General features: G+C 69.8%; 18 protein-coding genes and 1 rRNA gene. 12 read left to right on the top strand and 7 right to left on the bottom strand.

The features are described 5' to 3' along the window. Nucleotides 1–117, top strand: a 5S ribosomal RNA gene (gene rrf, locus KIH31_RS06335). 581 nt (nt 118–698) lie between these two features. Here rrf and KIH31_RS06330 read toward each other — a convergent pair. Next, a complete protein-coding gene (locus KIH31_RS06330; protein ID WP_214426210.1) occupies nt 699–1,469 on the bottom strand; it encodes a hypothetical protein in 771 nt (256 codons plus the stop codon). 90 nt (nt 1,470–1,559) lie between these two features. On the opposite strand from KIH31_RS06330, the gene KIH31_RS06325 reads away from it, so the two are divergent. The 10 genes from KIH31_RS06325 (at nt 1,560) to KIH31_RS06280 (ending at nt 11,279) form a co-directional block, all read left to right on the top strand. Then, nucleotides 1,560–2,528, top strand: coding sequence for a hypothetical protein (locus tag KIH31_RS06325; RefSeq protein WP_307857561.1), 969 nt, complete (start codon nt 1,560–1,562; stop codon nt 2,526–2,528). Beyond that, entirely contained in the window at nt 2,521–3,507 is a 987-nt protein-coding gene (locus KIH31_RS06320) for an HAD-IIA family hydrolase (protein ID WP_214426209.1), read from the top strand. The genes KIH31_RS06325 and KIH31_RS06320 overlap by 8 nt, the downstream gene beginning before the upstream one ends. A 35-nt stretch (nt 3,508–3,542) precedes the next feature. Then, complete coding sequence (locus tag KIH31_RS06315) at nt 3,543–3,770, top strand: hypothetical protein (protein ID WP_214426208.1); 228 nt, start codon at nt 3,543–3,545, stop codon at nt 3,768–3,770. 2 nt (nt 3,771–3,772) lie between these two features. After that, on the top strand, nt 3,773–4,615 hold the full coding sequence (locus KIH31_RS06310) for a TlyA family RNA methyltransferase (RefSeq protein WP_214426207.1): 843 nt from the start codon (nt 3,773–3,775) through the stop codon (nt 4,613–4,615). Continuing rightward, nucleotides 4,612–5,538: an NAD kinase gene (locus KIH31_RS06305; RefSeq protein WP_214426206.1), complete on the top strand. Its 927-nt coding sequence runs from the start codon at nt 4,612–4,614 to the stop codon at nt 5,536–5,538. Before KIH31_RS06310 ends, KIH31_RS06305 begins: the two co-directional genes overlap by 4 nt. After that, nucleotides 5,535–7,259, top strand: a complete 1,725-nt coding sequence (gene recN / locus KIH31_RS06300; RefSeq protein WP_214426205.1) for a DNA repair protein RecN — start codon at nt 5,535–5,537, stop codon at nt 7,257–7,259. Before KIH31_RS06305 ends, recN begins: the two co-directional genes overlap by 4 nt. Nucleotides 7,260–7,370: 111 nt before the next feature. Beyond that, the gene (locus tag KIH31_RS06295) at nt 7,371–9,077 is read left to right on the top strand and encodes a CTP synthase (RefSeq protein WP_214426204.1); all 1,707 of its coding nucleotides are present in this window, start codon (nt 7,371–7,373) and stop codon (nt 9,075–9,077) included. A gap of 3 nt (nt 9,078–9,080) precedes the next feature. Further along, a complete protein-coding gene (locus tag KIH31_RS06290; RefSeq protein ID WP_307857560.1) occupies nt 9,081–9,728 on the top strand; it encodes an NUDIX hydrolase in 648 nt (215 codons plus the stop codon). After that, a complete protein-coding gene (gene xerD, locus KIH31_RS06285) occupies nt 9,725–10,702 on the top strand; it encodes a site-specific tyrosine recombinase XerD (RefSeq protein ID WP_214426203.1) in 978 nt (325 codons plus the stop codon). Before KIH31_RS06290 ends, xerD begins: the two co-directional genes overlap by 4 nt. An 85-nt stretch (nt 10,703–10,787) precedes the next feature. Continuing rightward, nucleotides 10,788–11,279: an 8-oxo-dGTP diphosphatase gene (locus tag KIH31_RS06280; RefSeq protein ID WP_214426202.1), complete on the top strand. Its 492-nt coding sequence runs from the start codon at nt 10,788–10,790 to the stop codon at nt 11,277–11,279. Between the two features lie 8 nt (nt 11,280–11,287). Here KIH31_RS06280 and KIH31_RS06275 read toward each other — a convergent pair whose 3' ends face one another. The 6 genes from KIH31_RS06275 to KIH31_RS06250 form a co-directional block, all read right to left on the bottom strand. Further along, nucleotides 11,288–12,127: a pyruvate, water dikinase regulatory protein gene (locus KIH31_RS06275; RefSeq protein WP_214426201.1), complete on the bottom strand. Its 840-nt coding sequence runs from the start codon at nt 12,125–12,127 to the stop codon at nt 11,288–11,290. Continuing rightward, nucleotides 12,124–14,532, bottom strand: coding sequence for a phosphoenolpyruvate synthase (gene ppsA, locus KIH31_RS06270; RefSeq protein ID WP_214426200.1), 2,409 nt, complete (start codon nt 14,530–14,532; stop codon nt 12,124–12,126). Before ppsA ends, KIH31_RS06275 begins: the two co-directional genes overlap by 4 nt. A 220-nt stretch (nt 14,533–14,752) precedes the next feature. After that, nucleotides 14,753–15,895, bottom strand: coding sequence for a bifunctional 2-methylcitrate synthase/citrate synthase (locus KIH31_RS06265; protein WP_214426199.1), 1,143 nt, complete (start codon nt 15,893–15,895; stop codon nt 14,753–14,755). Between the two features lie 16 nt (nt 15,896–15,911). Further along, nucleotides 15,912–16,817: a methylisocitrate lyase gene (prpB, locus tag KIH31_RS06260; RefSeq protein WP_214426198.1), complete on the bottom strand. Its 906-nt coding sequence runs from the start codon at nt 16,815–16,817 to the stop codon at nt 15,912–15,914. Then, nucleotides 16,817–18,334, bottom strand: coding sequence for an MmgE/PrpD family protein (locus tag KIH31_RS06255; protein ID WP_214426197.1), 1,518 nt, complete (start codon nt 18,332–18,334; stop codon nt 16,817–16,819). Before KIH31_RS06255 ends, prpB begins: the two co-directional genes overlap by 1 nt. Next, complete coding sequence (locus KIH31_RS06250) at nt 18,331–18,981, bottom strand: GntR family transcriptional regulator (RefSeq protein WP_214426196.1); 651 nt, start codon at nt 18,979–18,981, stop codon at nt 18,331–18,333. The genes KIH31_RS06255 and KIH31_RS06250 overlap by 4 nt, the downstream gene beginning before the upstream one ends. Before the next feature lie 186 nt (nt 18,982–19,167). Here KIH31_RS06250 and KIH31_RS06245 point away from each other — a divergent pair, with 186 nt between their 5' ends. Beyond that, nucleotides 19,168–21,105 (top strand): propionyl-CoA synthetase, encoded by a 1,938-nt coding sequence (locus tag KIH31_RS06245; RefSeq protein WP_374224851.1) that lies wholly within the window; start codon nt 19,168–19,170, stop codon nt 21,103–21,105. The last annotated feature ends 160 nt before the right edge of the window (nt 21,106–21,265 follow it).

The following is a 21,265-nucleotide window of genomic DNA, read 5'->3' as shown; positions in this document are numbered from 1 at the left end:
TACGGCGGTCATAGCGTGGGGGAAACGCCCGGTCCCATTCCGAACCCGGAAGCTAAGGCCCACAGCGCCGATGGTACTGCACTCGCGAGGGTGTGGGAGAGTAGGACACCGCCGGACCACACTTAGAATGAGGGCCCCGCACCACCAGGTGCGGGGCCCTCACCCACTTAAAACACCACACCCACCACACCACCCCGTGGCACCCCCGGCTTTGCAGCCGGCGACCCCACCCCACGGGCGGAACCCTCACCACCCGCACACCCGCGAGCCCTGGGGGTGGTACTCGGGGCGCTGTCGGGGCGCCGGAAGCGAGCTCCAATCTCGACTAGAATGAATTGGTTCCGCCGGCGCGCATCGTTCGGCAGGATACAGAAGAGTTTGACCAGGAAGAGCGGCTTGTACTGTGCCGGTTAGTCAGCTCATAAGCAGAGGAGTCCGGCATGGCTGAACAGACCAACGGCGATCGCGGAGACCGCGGACGCGGAGGACGCGACAGCGGCCCGTCCGGCGGAGCGTACCGCCGCACCAACAACTCCGGCGGCAACCCGCGCGGGTTCCGTTCGCGGGACGAAGGTCAGGGCCGCCCGCAACGCGAAGGTGGTTCCGACCGCTCCTTCGGCGAGGACCGCCGGGACAACGACCGCGGAGGGTTCCGTCGTGGCTCCGGATCCGACCGCGGCTTTGGCCGCCCGGGCGGGTCAGAGCGGGGCGGAGCGCCTCGCTCCTCTGCACGACCTGACCGGGATCGTAAGCCGTTCGGTGACCGTGACCGTGACTTCCGGCCGCGCGAGGATCGTGGCTTCGGAGACCGCAGCCAGCCTCGCCGTGAGGGGCGCCCGCCGTACGAGGGCAACCGCGGGCCGGCCCGCGAGGGCGACCGCCGGCCTTACGGCGACCGCCCGCAGCGGGATGAGCGTCGTCCCTTCGGTGAGCGTGATCGCAAGCCCTACGGTGACCGTGACCGTGACTTCCGGCCGCGCGAGGATCGTGGCTTCGGAGACCGCAGCCAGCCTCGCCGTGAGGGGCGCCCGCCGTACGAGGGCAACCGCGGGCCGGCCCGCGAGGGCGACCGCCGGCCTTACGGTGATCGTCCGCAGCGTGATGAGCGTCGTCCCTTTGGTGACCGTGATCGCAAGCCTTACGGTGATCGTCCGCAGCGTGATGAGCGTCGTCCCTTTGGTGACCGTGATCGCAAGCCTTACGGTGATCGTCCGCAGCGTGATGAGCGTCGTCCCTTCGGTGACCGTGACCGCGGGCCCGAGCGCCCGCGGTTCGGTGGACCCCGTGAAGACGGTGGACCCCGTGAAGACCGTGGGCCCCGTGAAGACCGTGGCCCCCGTGAGGACCGTGGACCTCGGCAGGACCGGGGATTCCGCGGCAGCGACCGTCCGCGGGAGGACCGCCGGCGGGATGAGCGGGCGGAGAACGGCTGGGCCAACCGCGACGAGCAGAGGCCCGCTCCGACCCATAACGCACGGGACCTGCGCAGCAGCAACCGTCCCGACCGCGAGCGGTCTCCCGAGATCGACGAGGACGTGACCGGCAGCGAGCTTGACCGAGTGACCAAGGCTCAGCTGCGGACCTTGGAGTCCAAGAACGCGGAGTGGGTGTCCAAGCACCTCGTCATGGCCGGGCGCTTGATCGACGACGAACCGGAGCTGGCGTTCCAGCACGCCCTGGCGGCGAGCCGTCGGGGTGGTCGGATGGCTGCCGTGCGCGAGGCTGTGGGCCTGACGGCCTACGCTGCCGGCCACTACGGCGAAGCGCTGCGGGAGTTCCGGACCTTCCGCCGGATCAGTGGCTCGAACCTGCACCTGCCGGTAATGGCGGACTGCGAGCGTGGCCTGGGACGCCCGGACCGTGCACTCGATCTGGCGCGCTCCGAGGATGCGCAGGACCTCGACGCCACCGGCAAGGTTGAGCTTGCCATGGTCGCTTCCGGCGCCCGCTCGGACCTTGGCGACGTCCAGGCCGCAGTGGCCGAACTGGAGATCCCGCAGCTCGACATCAACCGGGCCTTCAGCTACAGCCCGCGGCTGTTCCGCGCCTACGCCGCGGCGCTTGAGGCCGCCGGACGCGCCGACGAGGCCGAGCGCTGGAGCCGCCAGGCGGTTGTCGCGGAGAACGCCCTTGGCGTGGGCGACTTCGCCGAACCGGAGATCATCGATCTTGTCGGCGACGAAGAGGAGCCCGAAACGGCACCTCGCCGCCAGCCGGCCGACGCCGAGCCTGCTGACGAGAAGCCAGCCGACACCGAGCCAGCCGACGCCGCGCCAGCCGACACCGAGCCAGCCGACACCGCGCCGGCCGACGCCGAGCCTGCTGACTCTGCGCCCGAGGCTCTTCCCACGGACGCAGCGCAGGAAACTGTGCCGGCGCCCGCCGGGCAGGAGCCCGCGGACGACGCGGCCGGCCCTTCCGAAGCTCCTCGGGAGCAGCCGGAACAGGACACCGCCCGTCCGGCGTCCATGGACGCGATCTTCACCGAGCCCGGCGAGGTTGCCCCGACCCGGCACGGCGATGACTGACGCACCGCTGATCACGCGTTTCGACGCCGTCCTGTCGGATCTGGACGGCGTCGTCTACGCGGGTCCGCACGCCATCCCCGGCGCGGTGGAAGTGCTGCGCAGGCTCGCCGAATTCGACGTCGCCCTGGGCTACGTGACGAACAACGCGTCCCGCAGCCCTGCCGCCGTCGCCGCCCATCTGCGCGACCTCGGCGCCCCCGCCGAGGACGAGCAGGTGGTCAGCTCGGCGCAGGCCGGGGCCGCGCTCCTCGCCGAACACCTCAAGCCGGGCGCCCGGGTGCTCATCACGGGCAGCAAAGCGCTGGCACACGAGGTCTCGCTCGTCGGACTCACGCCGGTCACGGCGGAGGACGGCACCCCGGACGCCGTGGTGCAGGGCTTCGACCCGGGTCTGGGCTGGCGGGATCTGGCTGAGGCGAGCTACGCCGTCGCCGGGGGTGCCTTCTGGGTTGCCACCAACACCGACATGTCCATCCCGCAGGCCCGCGGCTTCGCTCCGGGGAACGGAACCCTGGTGGCCGCGGTGCGCGCCGCGACCGGCAAGTCCCCGCTTGTGGCCGGGAAGCCGGAAGCGCCGTTGTTCCACACGGCAGCCCGGCGGCTCGGATCCGCCAGGCCGCTGGTGGTGGGGGACAGGCTGGACACCGACGTGCTCGGCGGCAACAACGCCGGCATGGCGACCGCCGTCGTGCTCACCGGCGTCGACACCTTCCGCACCATCCTGGCCGCACCGACGCCCCAGCGCCCTGCCTTCCTGCTGAAGGACCTGGGGGCCCTCTTCGAGCCCTACCCCGAGGTTGTCCACGACGACGGCGTCGTCCGCTGCGGCGAGGCGTCGGCGGAGGTGTCCGGGGACGGGCTCAAGGTCGGCGGCAGTGATGATGACATCAACGCGTGGCGGGCGGCCTGCGCCGCGTGGTGGTCCCACCACCGGGATACGCGCCGCCATGTGGCGCCGGAGATCGCATTCACCGGCTGAGCAGGAGCCCGGGACGCGCTCGATAGACTGGGATCATGAACGCAGCCGCTGGTCCGATCCCCGCCGTGCCCGCTGATCCGGGCGACGCGAGGCTACCCTGGCCCGCCGCGCCGGAGCCGACGACGGACCCCGCGGTGGACGCCGTGCTGGCGCGCCTGGACGGCCTCGGAACCTTGCCCGTGTCGGAGCATGAGGCGCTCTACGGCAGCGTCCACGACGATCTCTTCGCCGAGCTCGATTCCGACACCGGTTCCGCCGGGTGACAATGGGCCGGCTTGACCAGGAGCTCGTGCGCCGCGGTCTGGCACGCTCGCGCACGCACGCCGCGAAGCTCGTTGCGCAGGGACTGGTGAGCAGCGGCGGCTCGGTGCTGGCCAAACCCTCCGCCCAGGTCGCCGAGGACCGGGCCCTCGAGGTGCTGGACCCCGGCGGACCGTCCTATGTGAGCCGGGCGGGGCACAAGCTGGCCGGCGCCCTGGACGCGTTTCCCGCGGTCGCCGTTGAGGGCAGGCGCTGCCTGGATGCCGGTGCTTCCACAGGCGGCTTCACCGACGTGCTGCTGCGCCGCGGCGCACGGGAAGTCGTCGCCGTCGACGTCGGCCACGGCCAGCTGGTTCCCGAGCTGCGTGCGGATCCCCGCGTCGTCGTCCACGAGGGCATGAACGTCCGCTATATGGCGGCGGAGGACATCGGCGGCCCCGCTGAGCTCACGGTCTCGGACCTCTCCTTCATCTCCCTGACCCTGGTGACGGCACCGCTTGCGGCCGCCACGGCCCCCGGCGGGGACCTGCTGCTGATGGTGAAACCGCAGTTCGAGGTCGGCCGGGAACGGCTCAGCCGCACCGGCGTCGTCACCTCGGAGGCCGAGCGGCGCCGCGCAGTCCGCCAGGTCGCCCGGTCCGCCGTCGACGCCGGGCTGCGGCTGCGCGGATTGGCGGCCAGTCCGCTTCCCGGGCAGGATGGAAACGTTGAGTTCTTCCTGTGGGCCGCGCGTCCGGAGACCGAAGCGGACTCTAGGATCGAAGGACGGGATGCCGCCGTCGAGCAGTTGCTGGCATCGCTGTGGCCCTCAGACATTCGTCAGCCGACAGAAAGCAGCACTACATGAGCAGGCGCATTCTGGTCCTCGCCCACACCGGCCGCGAGGATTCGATGAAGGCTGCCCTGCAGGCCTGCAGCCAGCTGCACGCCTCCGGCCTGGTGCCGGTGATGACCCAGTCCGAACTGGATGACCTGAACCGGCTGCGCGGGGGCACCGAGGTACCCACCGAGGTCCTGCATGACGACATCCAGCTCCAGGACGTCGAACTGGTCATGGTGCTCGGCGGTGACGGCACCATCCTGCGGGCGGCTGAGCTCGTCCGGCACGTCGACGTCCCGCTGCTGGGCGTGAACCTGGGGCATATCGGGTTCCTCGCCGAGGCCGAGCGGGCGGACCTGGCGCAGACCGTCGAATGGGTGGCGCGGAAGGAATACACCGTCGAGGAGCGCCTCACCATCGACGTCACCGTCTGGGTGCGCGGACACAAGGTCGCTCACACCTGGGCGCTGAACGAGGCGGCGGTGGAGAAGAGCAACCGGGACAGGATGCTTGAGGTGGTGCTTGAGGTGGACGAGCGGCCGCTGAGCTCCTTCGGTTGCGACGGCGTGGTCATGGCGACGCCGACCGGGTCCACGGCGTACGCCTTCTCAGCCGGCGGCCCGGTCGTTTGGCCCGACGTCGAGGCGCTGCTGATGGTGCCGATCAGCGCCCACGCCCTCTTCGCCAAGCCCCTGGTGGTGTCTCCGCGGTCCAAGCTCGCCGTCGAGGTGCTGACCCGCACCGACGCGCACGGCGTGCTGTGGTGCGACGGGCGCCGCACGGTGGAGCTGCCGCCGGGCTCGCGGGTCGAGGTGACACGCTCGGCGACCCCGGTGCGGCTCGCCCGCACCCACCAGACGCCGTTTTCCGGCAGGCTGGTCCGCAAGTTCGAACTGCCGATCCAGGGCTGGCGCGGCCCCGTGACCCAGGCAGGGGAGGAGCACTCATGATCGAAGAACTCCGCATCCGGGACCTGGGCGTCATCACCGACGCCACCCTTTCCCTCGGACCCGGCCTGAGCGTGGTGACCGGCGAGACCGGCGCCGGCAAGACCATGGTGGTCACCGCCGTCGGCCTGCTGCTCGGCGCCCGGTCCGACGCCGGCGCGGTCCGCGCCGGAGCGAAGGCTGCCTCCGCCGAAGCCGTGGTCCGGCTCGAGCCCGGGCACACCGCCGTCGAACGCGCCCGCGACGCCGGCGGGGACGTGGAGGAGTTCGACGGCGGGGTTGAGCTGCTGCTGGGCCGCAGCGTGCAGTCCGACGGCCGCAGCCGCGCCTTCGTGGGCGGTCGCAGCGCGCCGGTGGGAACCCTGGGCGAGATCGGCGGCAGCCTGGTGGTGGTGCACGGGCAGTCGGACCAGATCCGCCTGCGCAGCGCCGCCGCCCAGCGCGAGGCGCTGGACCGGTTCGCCGGGGCCAAGCTGGCCCGCACGCTCACCGAGTACCAACAGCTGTACCGGCGGTGGCAGGACGCGCGTGCTGAGCTGGAAACCCTGAAGACCGAGTCCCGGGAGAGGCTGCGCGAGGCGGAGTCGCTGGAGACCGCGCTGGCGGAGATCGACGAGCTGGATCCGCAGCCGGGCGAGGACGAGGCGCTGCGGGTGGAAGCCATGAAGCTGGCCAACGTGGAGCAGCTCCGGGTCGCCGCGCAGCAGGCCCATGAGGCGCTCATCGCCGAGGACTTCGCCGATGCGGGGGACGCGACCTCGATGGTCGACGCCGCCAAACGGGCCCTTGAGCAGGCCGGCGAACACGACGCCGCGCTGGCCGGGGCCGCGGGCAGGCTTGCGGAGGTCGGCTACGTGCTGGCGGATATCGCGTCCGAACTGGCCAGCTATTCCTCCTCCCTCGACGCCGAGGGCCCGGAGCGGCTGGCCGAGGTGGAGGCGCGGCGCGCCGAGCTGGCGAAGCTTTTGCGCAAATACGCGCCCACGATCGACGAGGTCCTCGACTGGGCCGGCACGAGCCGCACCCGGCTGGCCGAGCTGCAGGACGACGGCCCGCGGATCGAGGCGCTCGAGGGCGAAGTGGCCTCCGCCGAGGAAACCCTCAAGGCCCTGGCGGACAAGGTCACGGCACTGCGCTCACGCGCCGGAGCGGACCTGGCCAAGCGCGTCAGCACCGAGCTGAAGGCCCTCGCCATGAAGGACGCGGAACTCGTTGTCCTCGTGGAGCCGGCGGAGCAGCTGGGACCGCACGGCGCGGACGAAATTTCCCTGCTGCTCAAGCCGCACGCCGGCGCTCCCGCCCGGCCGCTGGGCAAGGGGGCCTCGGGCGGCGAGCTGTCCCGGGTGATGCTGGCGATCGAGGTCGTGCTCGCGGCGGTGGACCCGGTGCCCACCTTCGTGTTCGACGAGGTCGACGCCGGCGTCGGCGGCCGCGCCGCGGTGGAAATCGGGCGGCGCCTGGCGATGTTAGCCCAGCACGTGCAGGTCCTGGTGGTCACGCACCTGCCGCAGGTTGCGGCGTTCGCCAGCCAGCACATCCGCGTGACCAAAACCTCCGGCAGCTCCGGCGGCAGCGGGTTCACCAGCAGCGATGTCCAGCTGCTCGACGAGGCTGAACGGGTCAAGGAGCTGGCGCGGATGCTCGCCGGCCAGGAGGACTCCGCGACGGCGCAGGCACACGCCCAGGAACTGCTCGACGACGCGCGGCTCCCCGCCGCCGGCTGACCGCCCCGCAACCCTTGCCGCGCGAACGGCCGGCAACGGCGGCCTTCCGCGCGCCGAGCCCGCCACGACTGGCCGCTCGGCGGGGGATGCTGGCGCGGGAAGGGCAGATTGGTGATAGGCTCGAACTCCGTGGTGCAGCGATCAAATTCCCGGTTTCCAGCGTCGTCCAGTACGACGAAACACATCTTCGTCACCGGCGGTGTGGCGTCCTCTTTGGGTAAGGGCCTGACGGCTTCCAGCCTCGGCCACCTGCTCCGCGCACGGGGCCTGTCGGTCACGATGCAGAAGCTTGACCCCTACCTGAACGTCGACCCCGGCACGATGAACCCCTTCCAGCACGGTGAGGTCTTCGTCACGGACGACGGCACCGAAACCGACCTGGACATCGGCCATTACGAGCGGTTCCTCGACGAAAGCCTCGACGGCTCCGCGAACGTCACGACCGGCCAGGTGTACTCCACCGTCATCGCCAAGGAACGCCGCGGCGAATACCTCGGCGACACGGTCCAGGTCATCCCGCACATCACGGACGAAATCAAGAACCGGATGCGCCTGCCAGCCCAGGGCACCAAAGCTCCGGACGTCATCATCACCGAGATCGGCGGCACGGTCGGCGACATCGAGTCCCAGCCCTTCCTCGAATCCGCACGCCAGGTCCGCCAGGACATCGGCCGGAACAACGTCTTCTTCCTGCACGTCTCGCTCGTGCCCTACATCGGCCCGTCGCAGGAACTCAAAACCAAGCCGACGCAGCACTCCGTGGCTGCCCTGCGTTCCATCGGCATCCAGCCGGACGCCATCGTGATCCGCTCCGACCGCGAGGTCCCGGATGCGATGCGCGAGAAGATCGGCCGGATGTGCGACGTCGACGTCGACGCGGTGGTCAACGCCGCCGACGCCCCGAGCATCTATGACATCCCCAAGACCCTGCACGGGCAGGGCCTGGACTCCTACATCGTCCGGGCGCTGGACCTGCCGTTCCGCGACGTCGACTGGACTAAGTGGGACAAGCTCCTCGAGGCCGTGCACAACCCGGCACACCATGTGGAGGTCGCCCTGGTCGGCAAGTACATCGACCTGCCGGACGCCTACCTCTCCGTCACCGAAGCACTGCGCGCCGGCGGCTTCGCGAACACCGCCCGGGTGAAGATCCGCTGGGTGCCCTCGGACGACTGCGCGACGCCGGAAGGTGCAGCCCGCGCCCTCGACGGCGTGGACGCGATCTGCGTGCCCGGCGGCTTCGGCATCCGCGGCCTGGAAGGCAAGCTCGGCGCCCTGAAGTTCGCCCGCGAAAACCAGCTCCCCGCGCTGGGCCTCTGCCTGGGCCTGCAGTGCATGGTGATCGAATACGCGCGCAACGAAGCAGGGCTGGAAGGCGCGTCCTCGAGCGAGTTCGAGCCGGACTGCGAGCACCCGGTGATCGCCACCATGGAGGAGCAGGTCGACATCGTGGCCGGCGAAGGCGACATGGGCGGCACCATGCGCCTGGGCCTGTGGGACGCCGTCCTGGAGGAAGGCTCCGTCGTCGCCGAGACGTACGGAACCACCAAGGTCAGCGAACGCCACCGGCACCGCTACGAGGTCAACAACAAGTACCGCCAGCAGCTCTCCGACGCCGGCCTGGTGTTCTCGGGAACGTCCCCGGACGGCACGCTGGTCGAGTACGTGGAGCTGCCCCGCAAGGTTCACCCCTATTACGTCTCCACCCAGGCGCACCCCGAGCTGAGTTCCCGCCCGACCCGGCCGCACCCGCTCTTCGCGGGCCTGGTCGAGGCCGCCCTGGCGCGCCAGCGCTCGACCCGCCTGCTCGAGGTCTGAGCCGTGGGCGCTGACCAGCGGATCGCCGACGAGCCCAGCCCGCGGCGCGTCCTGTCCTCCGAGCGCGTGTACAACGGGCGGATCTGGGACGTGGTCAGCGACACGTTCGAGCTCTCCGACGGCGGCGACCGGCTGACCCGCGATTACATCGGGCACCCCGGCGCCGTCGCGGTGCTGCCGCTGAACGAGGCGGGGGAGGTGCTGCTGCTCAAGCAGTACCGCCACCCGGTCCAGATGACGCTCTGGGAGATCCCTGCCGGCCTGCTCGACGTTGAGGGCGAGGACTTCGTCGCCGGGGCGGCGCGGGAACTGGCGGAGGAAGCCGACCTCGTCGCGGAGCAGTGGAACGTGCTCGCGGACCTTTTCAATTCCCCCGGTTCCTCCAGCGAAGCCATCCGCATCTACCTGGCCCGGGGACTGAGCGAGGTGCCGGAGGCGGAGCGCCACGAGCGCACCGAAGAGGAGGCCGAAATCGAGCACCGGTGGGTGCCGCTGGAAGAAGCGGTCCGCGCGGTGCTCGACGGCCGGCTGCACAACCCGTCCGCCGTGGTCGGGGTCCTGGCCCTGCAGGCCGCCCGGGCGGAGGGCTTCGCGTCCCTGCGGCCCGCCGACGCCGAGTGGTCCGCGCACCCGGGGCAGCGCGGGCAATGAGCACGGCCGCAGCGGTCTCGGCTCCCGGCGCGTCCGCGCCCTCGGTGCTGACCCGCGCGGTCACGGAGTACCTGCAGCACATGCGGGTCGAGCGCGGTCTCGCCGCGAACACGCTCGCCGCCTACCGGCGCGACCTGTCACGGTATGAGCGGTTCCTCGCGGCCCGCGGCGTCACGGAACCGACCGCCGTCACCCGGCACGACGTGACCGCGTTCGCGCAGGCGCTTGCCGACGGCTCCGACGGCGCGGCCGCGCTGGGAGTCCGCTCGGCTGCCCGCACGGTCGTCGCCGTGCGGGGCCTGCACAAGTTCTGGGCGCTGGAAGGCGTGACAGCGGCCGACCCGGCCAGCGACGTGCACCCGCCGATGGCCGGCAAGCGGCTCCCTAAGGCCATTTCGGTGGACGAGGTGACACGCATCCTCGAAGCTGCCGGCACCGACACGCCCACCGGCCTGCGGGACCGTGCGCTGCTTGAGTTCCTGTACTCCACGGGTGCCCGGATCAGCGAGGCGGTGGGGCTGGACATCGACGACGTCGCGGCCGGGCAGTCCTCCGACGGGCCCGCCGTCGTCCGGCTCTTCGGCAAGGGATCCAAGGAGCGGCTGGTGCCGCTGGGCTCCTACGGCGCGCGCGCCGTCGACGATTACCTGGTGCGCGGCCGGCCTGCGCTGGCTGTGAAGGGCAAAGGCACCCCGGCGCTGTTCCTGAACGCGCGGGGCGGCAGGCTGAGCCGGCAAAGCGCGTGGACCATCCTCAAGGCCGCCGCCGAAAAGGCCAACATCACCAAGGACGTCTCCCCGCACACCCTCCGGCACTCCTTCGCCACCCATCTGCTCGAGGGCGGGGCCGACGTGCGAGTGGTCCAGGAACTGCTCGGGCACGCGTCCGTGACGACGACGCAGGTGTACACGCTCGTCACCGCCGACACGCTGCGCGAGGTCTACGCGGCGGCGCACCCGCGCGCTCTCGGGTAGACAACCCGCGCCCTCGGACAGGCCCGGAAAGAGGCACCGGGTCATATGACAGTGAGCCGCCGGCGTGCTTCGCTATGCTGGGCCCATGACCCCCGCCGCCGTGACCCTCTGCTTTCTTGTCCGCACCACTGGCCTCGGGGTGCGCCAGGTCCTGCTGGGCCGCAAGAAGACGGGCTTCGGCCTGGGCAAGATCGTCGGCCTGGGCGGCCATGTCGAAGCGGGGGAGACGTCCCTGCAGGCCGCCTGCAGGGAAGTCGAGGAAGAGGCCGGGATCGTGCTGGCCGCCGAGGACGCGGACCTCGCCGGGACAATCTCCTTCATCTTCCCCGCCAAGCCGCAGTGGAACATGGACGCCGCAGTGTTCATCGCCGACCGGTGGCAGGGCGAACCGGAGGAAAGCGACGAACTGGTCCCGCAGTGGTACGAGGTGGACGACCTGCCGCTGGACGGCATGTGGCAGGACGCCGAACACTGGCTGCCGCGCTTCCTCAACGGCGAGCGGCTCGCCGTCCGCGTGGTGCTCAACGAGGACAACGAGTCCGTGGCGGAGTCGCTGGCGGAGGTCTTCCCCGGCTGAGACGGCGCCTAGTGGTGCAGCCGCATTCGCTGCAGGATCGTGGCCGAGATCTCCTCGACCGACATGCTCGCCGAGTTCACGAACGGGATCCCGTTGGCCACGTACATCTCCTGGGCGCTCCGCAGCTCGTAGCCGCACTGCCGCAGCGACGCGTACTCGGATTCCGGGCGGCGTTCGTTGCGGATCTGGCTCAGCCGCAGCGCATTGGACGTCAGCCCGAAACACTTGGCAATGAACGGCTCCAGCGGTGCCGGGAGCCGTCCGCGCTGGAAATCCTCCTCCACGAGCGGGAAGTTCGCGGCCAGGATGCCGTGCTGCAGCGCCAAATACATGGTCGTTGGAGTCTTGCCGCACCGGGACGGGGCGATCAGGATCAGCTCGGCCAGCTCCAGCGCGCGGATCGACTGGCCGTCGTCGTGCTCGAAGGCGTACTCGACGGCGGTCATGCGCGACTGGTAGCGCGCGGCATTGCCGACACCGTGCGCCCGGCCCGGCTCGCCGCTGGCCGCCTTGCCGAACGCCTGCTCGAGCTGGCCGATGTGGGTCCCCAGCAGGTCCACCAGATGCGCCCGGCTGCCGGCGAGCACGTCGCGGATCCCGGGGCTGACCGCTGTCGAGAAGATCAGCGGCACAGGTTCCCCCTCCCCGCCGGGGCCGTCCGGACTGTCGGTGCCGTCGATGCCGGCGACAATCTCCCGGGCCTGGTCCGCGGAGGCGATGAACGGGATGGTGGTCCGTTCCACGTCTTGGTCCGGGAACTGGGTGAGCAGCGTGTTGCCGAGCGTTTCCGCGGTGATGCCGGTCCCGTCGGAGAGGAAGTAGACCCGGCGCCGCGCCGTGCCGGTCATGAGCCGGCGGGGGAGGTGTTGGCCAGACGCAGCCAGGTGTCGGTGACGGTGTCGGGGTTGAGGGAGACGGAGCTGATGCCCTGGTCGACGAGCCATTCGGCGAGGTCCGGGTGGTCGCTGGGGCCTTGGCCGCAGATCCCGACGTATTTGCCGCGGTTGTTGCATGCGCTGATGGCCATGCTGAGCAGCTTCTTGACGGCGTCGTTGCGTTCATCGAACGCGGCGGCCACGAGGGCGGAGTCGCGGTCCAGGCCCAGGGTGAGCTGGGTGAGGTCGTTGGAGCCGATGGAGAAGCCGTCGAAGTGGTCCAGGAACTCGTCCGCGAGCAGGGCGTTGACGGGAAGCTCGCACATCATGATGATTTCCAGGCCGTTGGTGCCGCGTTCCAGCCCGTTGTCGGCGAGCAGCCCGATGACGGCCTCGGCCTCGGCCACCGTCCGGACGAACGGGATCATGAGTTTGAGGTTGGTCAGGCCCATGGTGTCGCGGGCGTGCCGGATGGCTTCGCATTCGAGGTCGAAGGCGTCCCGGAAGGCGGGGGCGACGTAGCGGCTGGCGCCGCGGAAGCCGATCATCGGGTTCTCTTCGTCGGGTTCGAAGGCGCTGCCGCCGAGCAGATTGGCGTACTCGTTGGACTTGAAGTCGGACATCCGCACGATCACCGGTTTCGGCGCGAAGGCGGCCGCGAGGGTCGCGATGCCCTCGGAAAGCCGCTTGACGTAGTAGTCGCGCGGCCCGGCGTAGGCGGAGATCTTCTCGCGGATCTGGTTGGCCACGTAGTCCGAGAGGTTCGCGGGCCGTCCGTTGCCCCCGCTTTCCAGGGCCAGCAGCGCCTTGGGGTGGACGCCGATCTGGCGGTTGATGATGAATTCCAGCCGGGCGAGCCCGATTCCGTGGTTGGGCAGCTGCGCGAAGGTGAAAGCCTGGTCGGGGGTGCCGACGTTCATCATGATCTTCGTCGGGACCTCGGGCATCTCATCCAGGGAGGTTTCCTCGTGGGTGAAGTCCAGGATGCCCTCGTAGATGAACCCGGTTTCCCCCTCGGCACAGGACACGGTGACAGGCGTCCCGTCGGCCAGGGCCGTGCTCGCGGTCCCGGTGCCGACGACGGCGGGGATCCCGAGTTCGCGGGCGATGATCGCCGCGTGGCAGGTCCGCCCGCCCCGGTTGGTGACAATGGCCGCGGCGCGCTTCATGATCGGTTCCCAGTCCGGGTCCGTCATGTCGGCGACCAGCACGTCCCCGGCCTGGAAGGAGGCCATCTGGTCGATCGAGGACAGCACCCGGACCTTGCCGGCGCCAATCCGCTGGCCGATGGCGCGTCCCTCCACGAGCACCGCGGATTTCCCGTTCAGCCGGAAGCGCGAGAGGGTGCCGGCGGTGCGGCGGGACTGGACCGTTTCCGGCCGTGCCTGAAGGATGTACAGGCCGCCGTCGACGCCGTCCTTGCCCCATTCGATGTCCATCGGACGGCCGTAGTGCTCCTCGATGGCGACGGCGTGCCGGGCCAGCTGCTCGACGTCGTCGTCGTTGAGGCTGAACCGGCGCCGCTGGTCCGCGGGCACGGGTTCGAAGTCGATGGTCCGCCCGACCGTCTCGGAATCGGTGTAGGTCATTTTCACGGCCTTTTCGCCCAGCCCGCGCTTCAGGATCGCGGGCCGGCCCGCTGCCAGGGCCGGCTTGTAGACGTAGAACTCGTCCGGGTTCACGGCCCCCTGCACCACAGCCTCGCCGAGGCCGTAGGAGGAAGTGATGAACACGGCGTCGGTGAAGCCGGACTCGGTGTCCATCGTGAACATCACCCCGGAGGAGCCCAGGTCGGAGCGGACCATCCGCTGCACGCCGGCCGAGAGGGCGACCTCGGAGTGGGTGAAGCCGTGGTGCACCCGGTAGGCGATGGCACGGTCGTTGTAGAGCGAAGCGAAGACGTCCTTGATGGCGGTCAGGATGTTCTCGATGCCGCGCACGTTCAAGAAGGTTTCCTGCTGCCCGGCGAAGGAGGCGTCCGGAAGGTCTTCGGCGGTCGCACTGGAGCGCACCGCCCAGGACAGGTCTTCCCCGCCGCCCTGCTCCTGCACCAGGGCCGTGTAGGCGGAGCGGATCTCGTCCTCGAAGCCGGCCTGGAACGGGGTTTCGGCGATCAGCTCGCGGATCGCCTTGCCGGCCTCGGCCAGGGCCGTGACGTCCTCGCTGTCGAGGTCCTCCAGCAGGGCTGCGATGCGCCCTTCCAGGCCCGATTCGGCGAGGAAACGCCGGTAGGCGTCAGCTGTTGTGGCGAAACCGCCGGGCACCTGGACCCCGGCGCCGGCCAGGTTCCGGACCATCTCGCCCAGCGAGGCGTTCTTGCCTCCCACCTGGTCGATGTCGTCGAGGCCAAGTTCGGAAAACCAGAGAATGTCTGACATGATCAGCACGCCTTTCGGGTCGTGGTGCTTCACAACGTTGTGGAGGGGCCGCGCCCGGTACTGCGCAGGACCGGGCACGGAAAAGTTCAGGGAATTGCGGTGGGGCGGCCGTCGTTGCGATCGGCGATGATCCGGGTGACCATCTTGCCGCCCCACCGCGGCTCTGGCCCCCGCGGCGCATGGCCGCGGGGGAGGGGCCCGCCGTCGCGGGGGTGCCGGGTCAGGACAGGTGGCGCTCGTCCGGGCCGTCGTAGGCGCTCAGCGGACGGATCAGCGAATTCGCTTCGAGCTGCTCCATGATGTGCGCGGTCCACCCGGTGATGCGGCTGGCCACGAACAGCGGCGTGAACGTCGGGGTGTCGAAGCCCATCAGGTGGTACGTCGGGCCGGCCGGGTAGTCCAGGTTCGGTTTGATGTTCTTCGCCTCACCCATGGCCGACTCCAGCGACGCGTACAGCTCGGCCAGGTCCTGCCGCCCGTAGTGCTCGATCATCTTGTCCAGCGACGCCTTCATGGTCGGAACCCGGGAGTCGCCGTGCTTGTAGACCCGGTGGCCGAAGCCCATGATCTTGCGCTTGTTCGCCAGCGCATCATCCAGCCAGGACTTGGCGCGGACGGACAGGTCCTCCCCGCCGGAGGCGGCCAGGATTTCCTCGAAGGTGTGCATCACGGCCTCGTTGGCCCCGCCGTGCAGCGGGCCCTTGAGCGCTCCGATCGCGCCGGTGACGGCCGAGTGCAGGTCCGCCAGCGTGGAGGTGATCACCCGGGCGGTGAAGGTGGAGGCGTTGAACGAGTGCTCGGCGTAGAGGATCATCGAGACCTTGAACGCCTCCACCACGTCGGCCGCGGCCTCCTCCCCGAAGGCCATCCACAGGAAATTCGCGGAGTAGTCCAGGTCCTCGCGCGGTTCGACGGCGTCCTGCCCGCGCCGGCGGCGCTGGTCGTAGGCGACGACGGCGGGCATCGCGGCCCAGAGCCGCAGGGCCTTGGCCAGGTTCGCCTCGCGCGAGGAATCCTCGGTCTGGCTGTCACGGGCGCCCACCACGGAGGCGGCCGTGCGGCACACATCCATCGGATGCGCCGTCGTCGGCAGCTCGTCGACCACCTTCCGGACCACCGGGTCCAGTGCTCGGCCGGCGCGCTCGGCGGCCGTCAGCTCCGCCAGCTGCTCCGGAGTAGGAAGCTCGCCGTACCAGAGCAGGTAGGCCACCTCCTCGAAGCTGCGCTGCGCGGCGAGCTCCTGGACGGGGTAGCCGCGGTAGAGCAGCGAGTTGGTCTCGGGGTTCACCTTGGAAATGCGCGTCGTGTCAACGACGACTCCGGCAAGACCCTTGTGGATCTGCTGCTGGGCGGTTTCGGTCATGATGCTCCTCCTTGAGTCAGTGCTTGCCGGGTACCTGAAAATTGAACACACCGGTGTCGAACCGGTTGTACGACTCGTAGTCGAGGAGCTCGTACAGCCGGGCACGGGTCTGCATCGTTTCCACCGCAGCCTGCTGGGTGCCGGCGGAGCGGATGGTCTCAAGACCAGATTCCACGGCGCCCATGGCAATGCGCAAGAGCGTCACGGGATAGATGACCATGTTCACGCCGACGCCTGCGAGCTGGTCGGTGGTGAAGAGCTCGCTCTTGCCGAACTCGGTCATGTTCGCCAGGATCGGCACGTCGACGGCGTTGCGGATCGCCTCGAACTCGGAGAGGTCGCGCATGGCTTCCGGGAAGATGGCGTCGGCGCCGGCGTCGACAAGCGCCTTCGCACGGTCGGTCGCGGCGTCCAGGCCTTCGACGGCGCGGATGTCCGTCCGGGCCATCAGCAGGAAGTTCTCGTCCCGGCGGGCATCGGCGGCGGCCTTCAGCCGCTTCGTGGCGGTATCCAGGTCGACGACGGCCTTGCCGTCCAGGTGCCCGCAGCGCTTCGGGTTGACCTGGTCCTCGATGTGGCAGCCGGCCAGGCCGGCGTCCTCGAGCTCCTGAATGGTCCGGGCCACGTTCATCGGCTCGCCGAAGCCGGTGTCGGCGTCGACGATGGCGGGCAGGTCGGTCATCCGGGCAATCTGCCCGGCGCGGGTGGCGACCTCGGTCAGCGTGGTGAGGCCGATGTCCGGCAGGCCCAGGTCCGCGGAGAGCACGGCGCCGGAGATGTACACGCCCTCGAAGCCCTTGTCCTGGATCAGCCGCGCCGAGAGCGGGTTGAATGCTCCCGGGAACTGGAGCAGCTTGCCGGAGGCGAGGCCCTGGCGGAAGTTGACGCGCTTCTGCGCGGCGGTGGTCTTGGCATAAAGCATTAGAAGAGTCCCTTCGGTGCGCCGGCGAGGTCGATGACGCCGGCCTTGGCCTGGATGTTCAGCCCGTCGAGTTCGCCGGCGGCGAGCTCAGGGAGGCGCTGGACAGTGTCGAGGAAGCGCTGGATCTCGGCTTCCTCCACGAGCCCTTCGGCGAGGGTGCGGAACTTGGCGATGTACTGCTCCCGCGCGAACGGCCGGGCACCCAGCGGGTGGGCGTCGGCCACGGCGATCTCATCGACGACCGTGGAGCCGTCGGCGAGGGTGATCTCCACCCGGCCGCCGAACGCCTTCTCCGCGGGGTCGAGCGAGTGGTACCGGCGGGTCCATTCCGGATCCTCGGCGGTGGTGACCTTGTGCCAGAGCGCCACGGTGTCGGGACGGCCGGCCCGCTCAGGCGCGTACGAGTCCACGTGGTGCCAGGCGCCGTCCTGCAGTGCGACGGTGAAGATGTACGGAATCGAGTGGTCCAGGGTTTCCCGCGACGCCGTCGGGTCGTATTTCTGCGGGTCGTTGGCGCCGGAGCCGATGACGTAGTGGGTGTGGTGCGAGGTGTGGATGACGATCTTCTCCACATTGGCCGGGTCGGCCAGTTCGGGGTGCTCCCCGTGCAGCTTGCGGGCCAGGTCGATCCACGCCTGGGCCTGGTATTCGGCCGAGTGCTCCTTGGTGTAGGTGTCCAGGATCGCGCGCTTGGCCTCGCCGTCCTCAGGCAGCGGAACCTCGTAGGAGGCCTCCGGGCCGTCCAGCAGCCAGGCGATCACGCCGTCTTCGCCCTCGTAGATCGGCGTGGGGGAGGTCTGGCCGCGCATCGCCCGGTCCACGGCCTCGACGGCCATCTTGCCGGCGAACGCCGGGGCGTGCGCCTTCCAGGTGGAGATCTCGCCCTTGCGGGACTGCCGGGTCGCGGTGGTGGTGTGCAGGGCCTGGCCCACGGCCTGGAAGATCGTTTCCACGTCCAGCCCGAGGAGCGTGCCGATGCCGGCGGCGGCCGACGGGCCGAGGTGGGCCACGTGGTCGATCTTGTGCTTGTGCAGGCAGATGGCCTTGGCCAGGTCCACCTGGATCTCGTAGCCGGTGGCGATGCCGCGCACGAGGTCCGCCCCGGTGGCGCCGGCATGCTGGGCGACCGCGAGGATCGGCGGGATGTTGTCACCCGGGTGGGAGTACTCGGCGGCCAGGAAGGTGTCGTGGTAATCCAGCTCGCGCACGGCCACGCCGTTGGCCCAGGCGGCCCACTCCGGGGAGGTCTTGTCCTCGACGCCGAAGACCGTTGCCCCGCGGCCGCCGGTGGAGACCGGGTGGCTGAGCGCCTGGGCCCGGGCGGCGACGATCGGAGCGCGGTTGAGCGAGGCGACCGCAACCGAGGCGTTGTCGATGATGCGGTTGATCACCATCGCGGTGACTTCCTCGGTGACCGGGACGGCGTCTGCGGCGACGCGGGCGATCTTGTACGCAAGCTGCTCCTCGCGGGGCAGGTTTTCCTCGCTCTTGTAGACACGGACGTGGTTCAGCTTCACAGGGCTTTTTCCTCTCGCTGGGTGGCCTGCAGGTGGCGCAGGCTTTGATGCAGATGGACAGTGGTGGCGGCCACGGCCAGCGCCGGGTTGCGTTCGGCAATGGCGGCGGCGATGGTCGCGTGTTCGGTAGCCGCGGCGAGCAGCCGGGCCGGGTCATCGAGGGAGAGCCTGCGGACGCGGACCAGATGCACTCTCAGGTTCTTCAGCGCCTGGACCAGGTAGGCGTTGGCGGCGGCGTCGTCGACGGCCGCATCCAGACGGGACACCAGGTCGTAGTAGGCGTGGCGGCCCGGATCCGTGTCGGTGAGCAGCCGGGAGGCGTCCTCGAACTCGGCCCGCAGTGCAGCGAAGACGGCGCTCTCGCCCCGCTCCGCCGCGAGGGCCGCGGCCTTGCCTTCAAGGGCTTCGCGCAGCTCGAACAGCTCGGCCAGATGGTCCAAGGAGATGTCGGTGACGACGACGCCGCGCCCGGCGTGGGCCGCCGTCAGGCCGTCCGCGCCCAGACGGGCGAGTGCCTCGCGCAGCGGGGTCCGGGAGACGCCGAGGCGTTCGGATTGCTCAACCTCGGCCAGAACTGTTCCGGGAGGCAACTTCCACTCGATGATTTCGTCCCGAAGGGCGGCGTAGGCGCGGTCGCTGGCTCGCATCGGCCCTCCCTTGGTGCAGTGAAATGTGCGGCTGCCGGCACTGCGGTCGGATCCGAGGTGAGAGCCGGCAGCACCAATGTATACAAAACCCCGATACAAATGCAATCACCGGCGGTCGGGAGGTGGAATGTGGAGGTTTCTGTATACAAAGCCCTTGCCTGCGCGTGCCCCCGGTCGGTACGATCAGTGGCATCACGACGAGGTGAACGGAGAGCCGACATGGCCGCAGGGCAGTACCGATCCGCTTACGAACAGAGCCTGCAGGACCCGGAGGGGTTCTGGCTGGAAGCAGCGCGCGCAGTGCACTGGACGAAGCCGCCCGGCAGTGCCCTCGACGACGGGGACGCCCCGCTCTTCCGCTGGTTCCCGGACGGTGAACTGAACACCTGCTTCAACGCGCTGGACCGGCACGTGGAGGCCGGCAGGGGGGAGCAGGCAGCACTGGAGTACGACTCGGCCATGCTGGGCGTCCGGAAGACCTACACCTATTCCCGGCTGCTTGACGAAGTGGCCCGTTTTGCCGGTGTCCTGCGCTCGCAGGGCGTGGGCAAGGGGGACCGGGTCGTGATCTATATGCCGATGATTCCCGAGGCGGTCATTGCCATGCTCGCCACCGCCCGGCTGGGCGCCGTGCATTCGGTGGTGTTCGGTGGGTTCGCGCCCGCGGAGCTGGCCGCCAGGATCGAGGACGCGACCCCGGCCGTCGTCGTGGCGGCGTCCGGCGGGATCGAACCTTCCCGCCGGGTCGAATACCTGCCGGCGGTGGCCGAGGCGCTGGGGCTCAGCGACCACGAAGTGACCAGCGTGATCGTCAAGTCAAGGGACGGTTTCGCAGCCGCCGCCGCTGACTACGGCGGCCAGTGGCTGGACTGGGACGAGCAGATGGCCGGCGCGGAACCTGCAGCACCGGTGCCGGTCGCCGCGACGGACCCGCTCTACATCCTTTACACCTCCGGGACCACCGGCTCGCCCAAGGGCGTCGTGCGGGACAACGGCGGCTACGCCGTCGCGCTGACGTGGTCCATGAAGAACATTTACGACGTCGGTCCCGGCGAGGTGATGTGGACGGCCTCGGACGTCGGCTGGGTCGTCGGGCACTCCTACATCGTGTACGCGCCCCTGCTGGCCGGGGCCACCACCGTGCTCTACGAGGGCAAGCCGGTGGGTACGCCCGACGCCGGAGCATTCTGGCGGGTCATCCAGGACCACAGGGTAAAAGCCCTGTTCACGGCCCCTACCGCGCTGCGGGCCATCCGGAAGACCGACCCCGAAGCAGCGGAGCTGGCCAAGTACGACATCTCCTCCCTGCGCACCCTCTTCTCGGCCGGCGAGCGGCTGGATGTGGACACCTACGAATGGGCCGGCCGGATCCTTGGCGTACCTGTCGTGGACAACTGGTGGCAGACCGAAACGGGCTGGCCGATCTGCGCCAACCCGCGCGGCCTGGAGCCGCTGCCGCCCAAGGCAGGCTCGCCCACCTTCCCGGTCCCCGGGTATGACCTGCAGATCCTCGACGGGCTGGGCGAGCCGGTGCCGGCGGGCACCGAGGGCAACATCGTGCTCAAGCTGCCACTGCCGCCGGGAACCCTTCAGACCCTCTGGAACAACGACGCCCGCTACATCAGTTCCTACCTCAGCGCCTTTGACGGCTACTACGCCACAGGGGACTCCGGCTACCGGGACGAGGATGGCTACATCTTCGTCATGGGCCGGACCGACGACATCATCAATGTCGCCGGCCACCGGCTTTCCACCGGGGCCATCGAGCAGGTGCTGGCCCAGCATCCCGCCGTCGCCGAGTGCGCCGTCATCGGCCTGGCCGACGCCCTGAAGGGGCAGCGCGCGGCCGGGTTCGTCGTGCTCAAGGCCGGCGCCCAGGTGCAGGAGAACGAACTGGTGAAGGAACTCGTCGCCCTGGTGCGGCGCCGGATCGGGCCCGTGGCCGACTTCAAGCAGGCCACCGTGGTGGAGGCGCTGCCCAAGACGCGGTCCGGGAAGATCCTGCGCAAGACGATGCGCCAGATCGCCGACGGCGAGGAGTACGTGGTGCCGTCGACGATCGAGGACGCCTCCGTGGTGGACGAGCTGGTGCCGGTGCTGCGCCAGGCCGGACAGCGGGGCTAGGTCTTCCTGCCGGGATACCTGGTGACCTCCGGCCCTACGCCGGACCACGACGTTGCGGGGACGCTGAGTGGATGGACGAAAACACTGCGGATTCAGGTCCGACAACCCCGAGCCCGGCGCCGGAACCACCTGCACCGCGGCCTGGAGCCGGCCCGGATGA

This window comes from Paenarthrobacter sp. DKR-5 (assembly GCF_018531425.1).
In the GTDB taxonomy this organism is placed as follows: Bacteria; Actinomycetota; Actinomycetes; order Actinomycetales; family Micrococcaceae; genus DKR-5.
The sequence above is the reverse complement of the archived record's forward strand: the minus strand, read 5'-3'. Positions and strand labels throughout refer to the sequence as shown.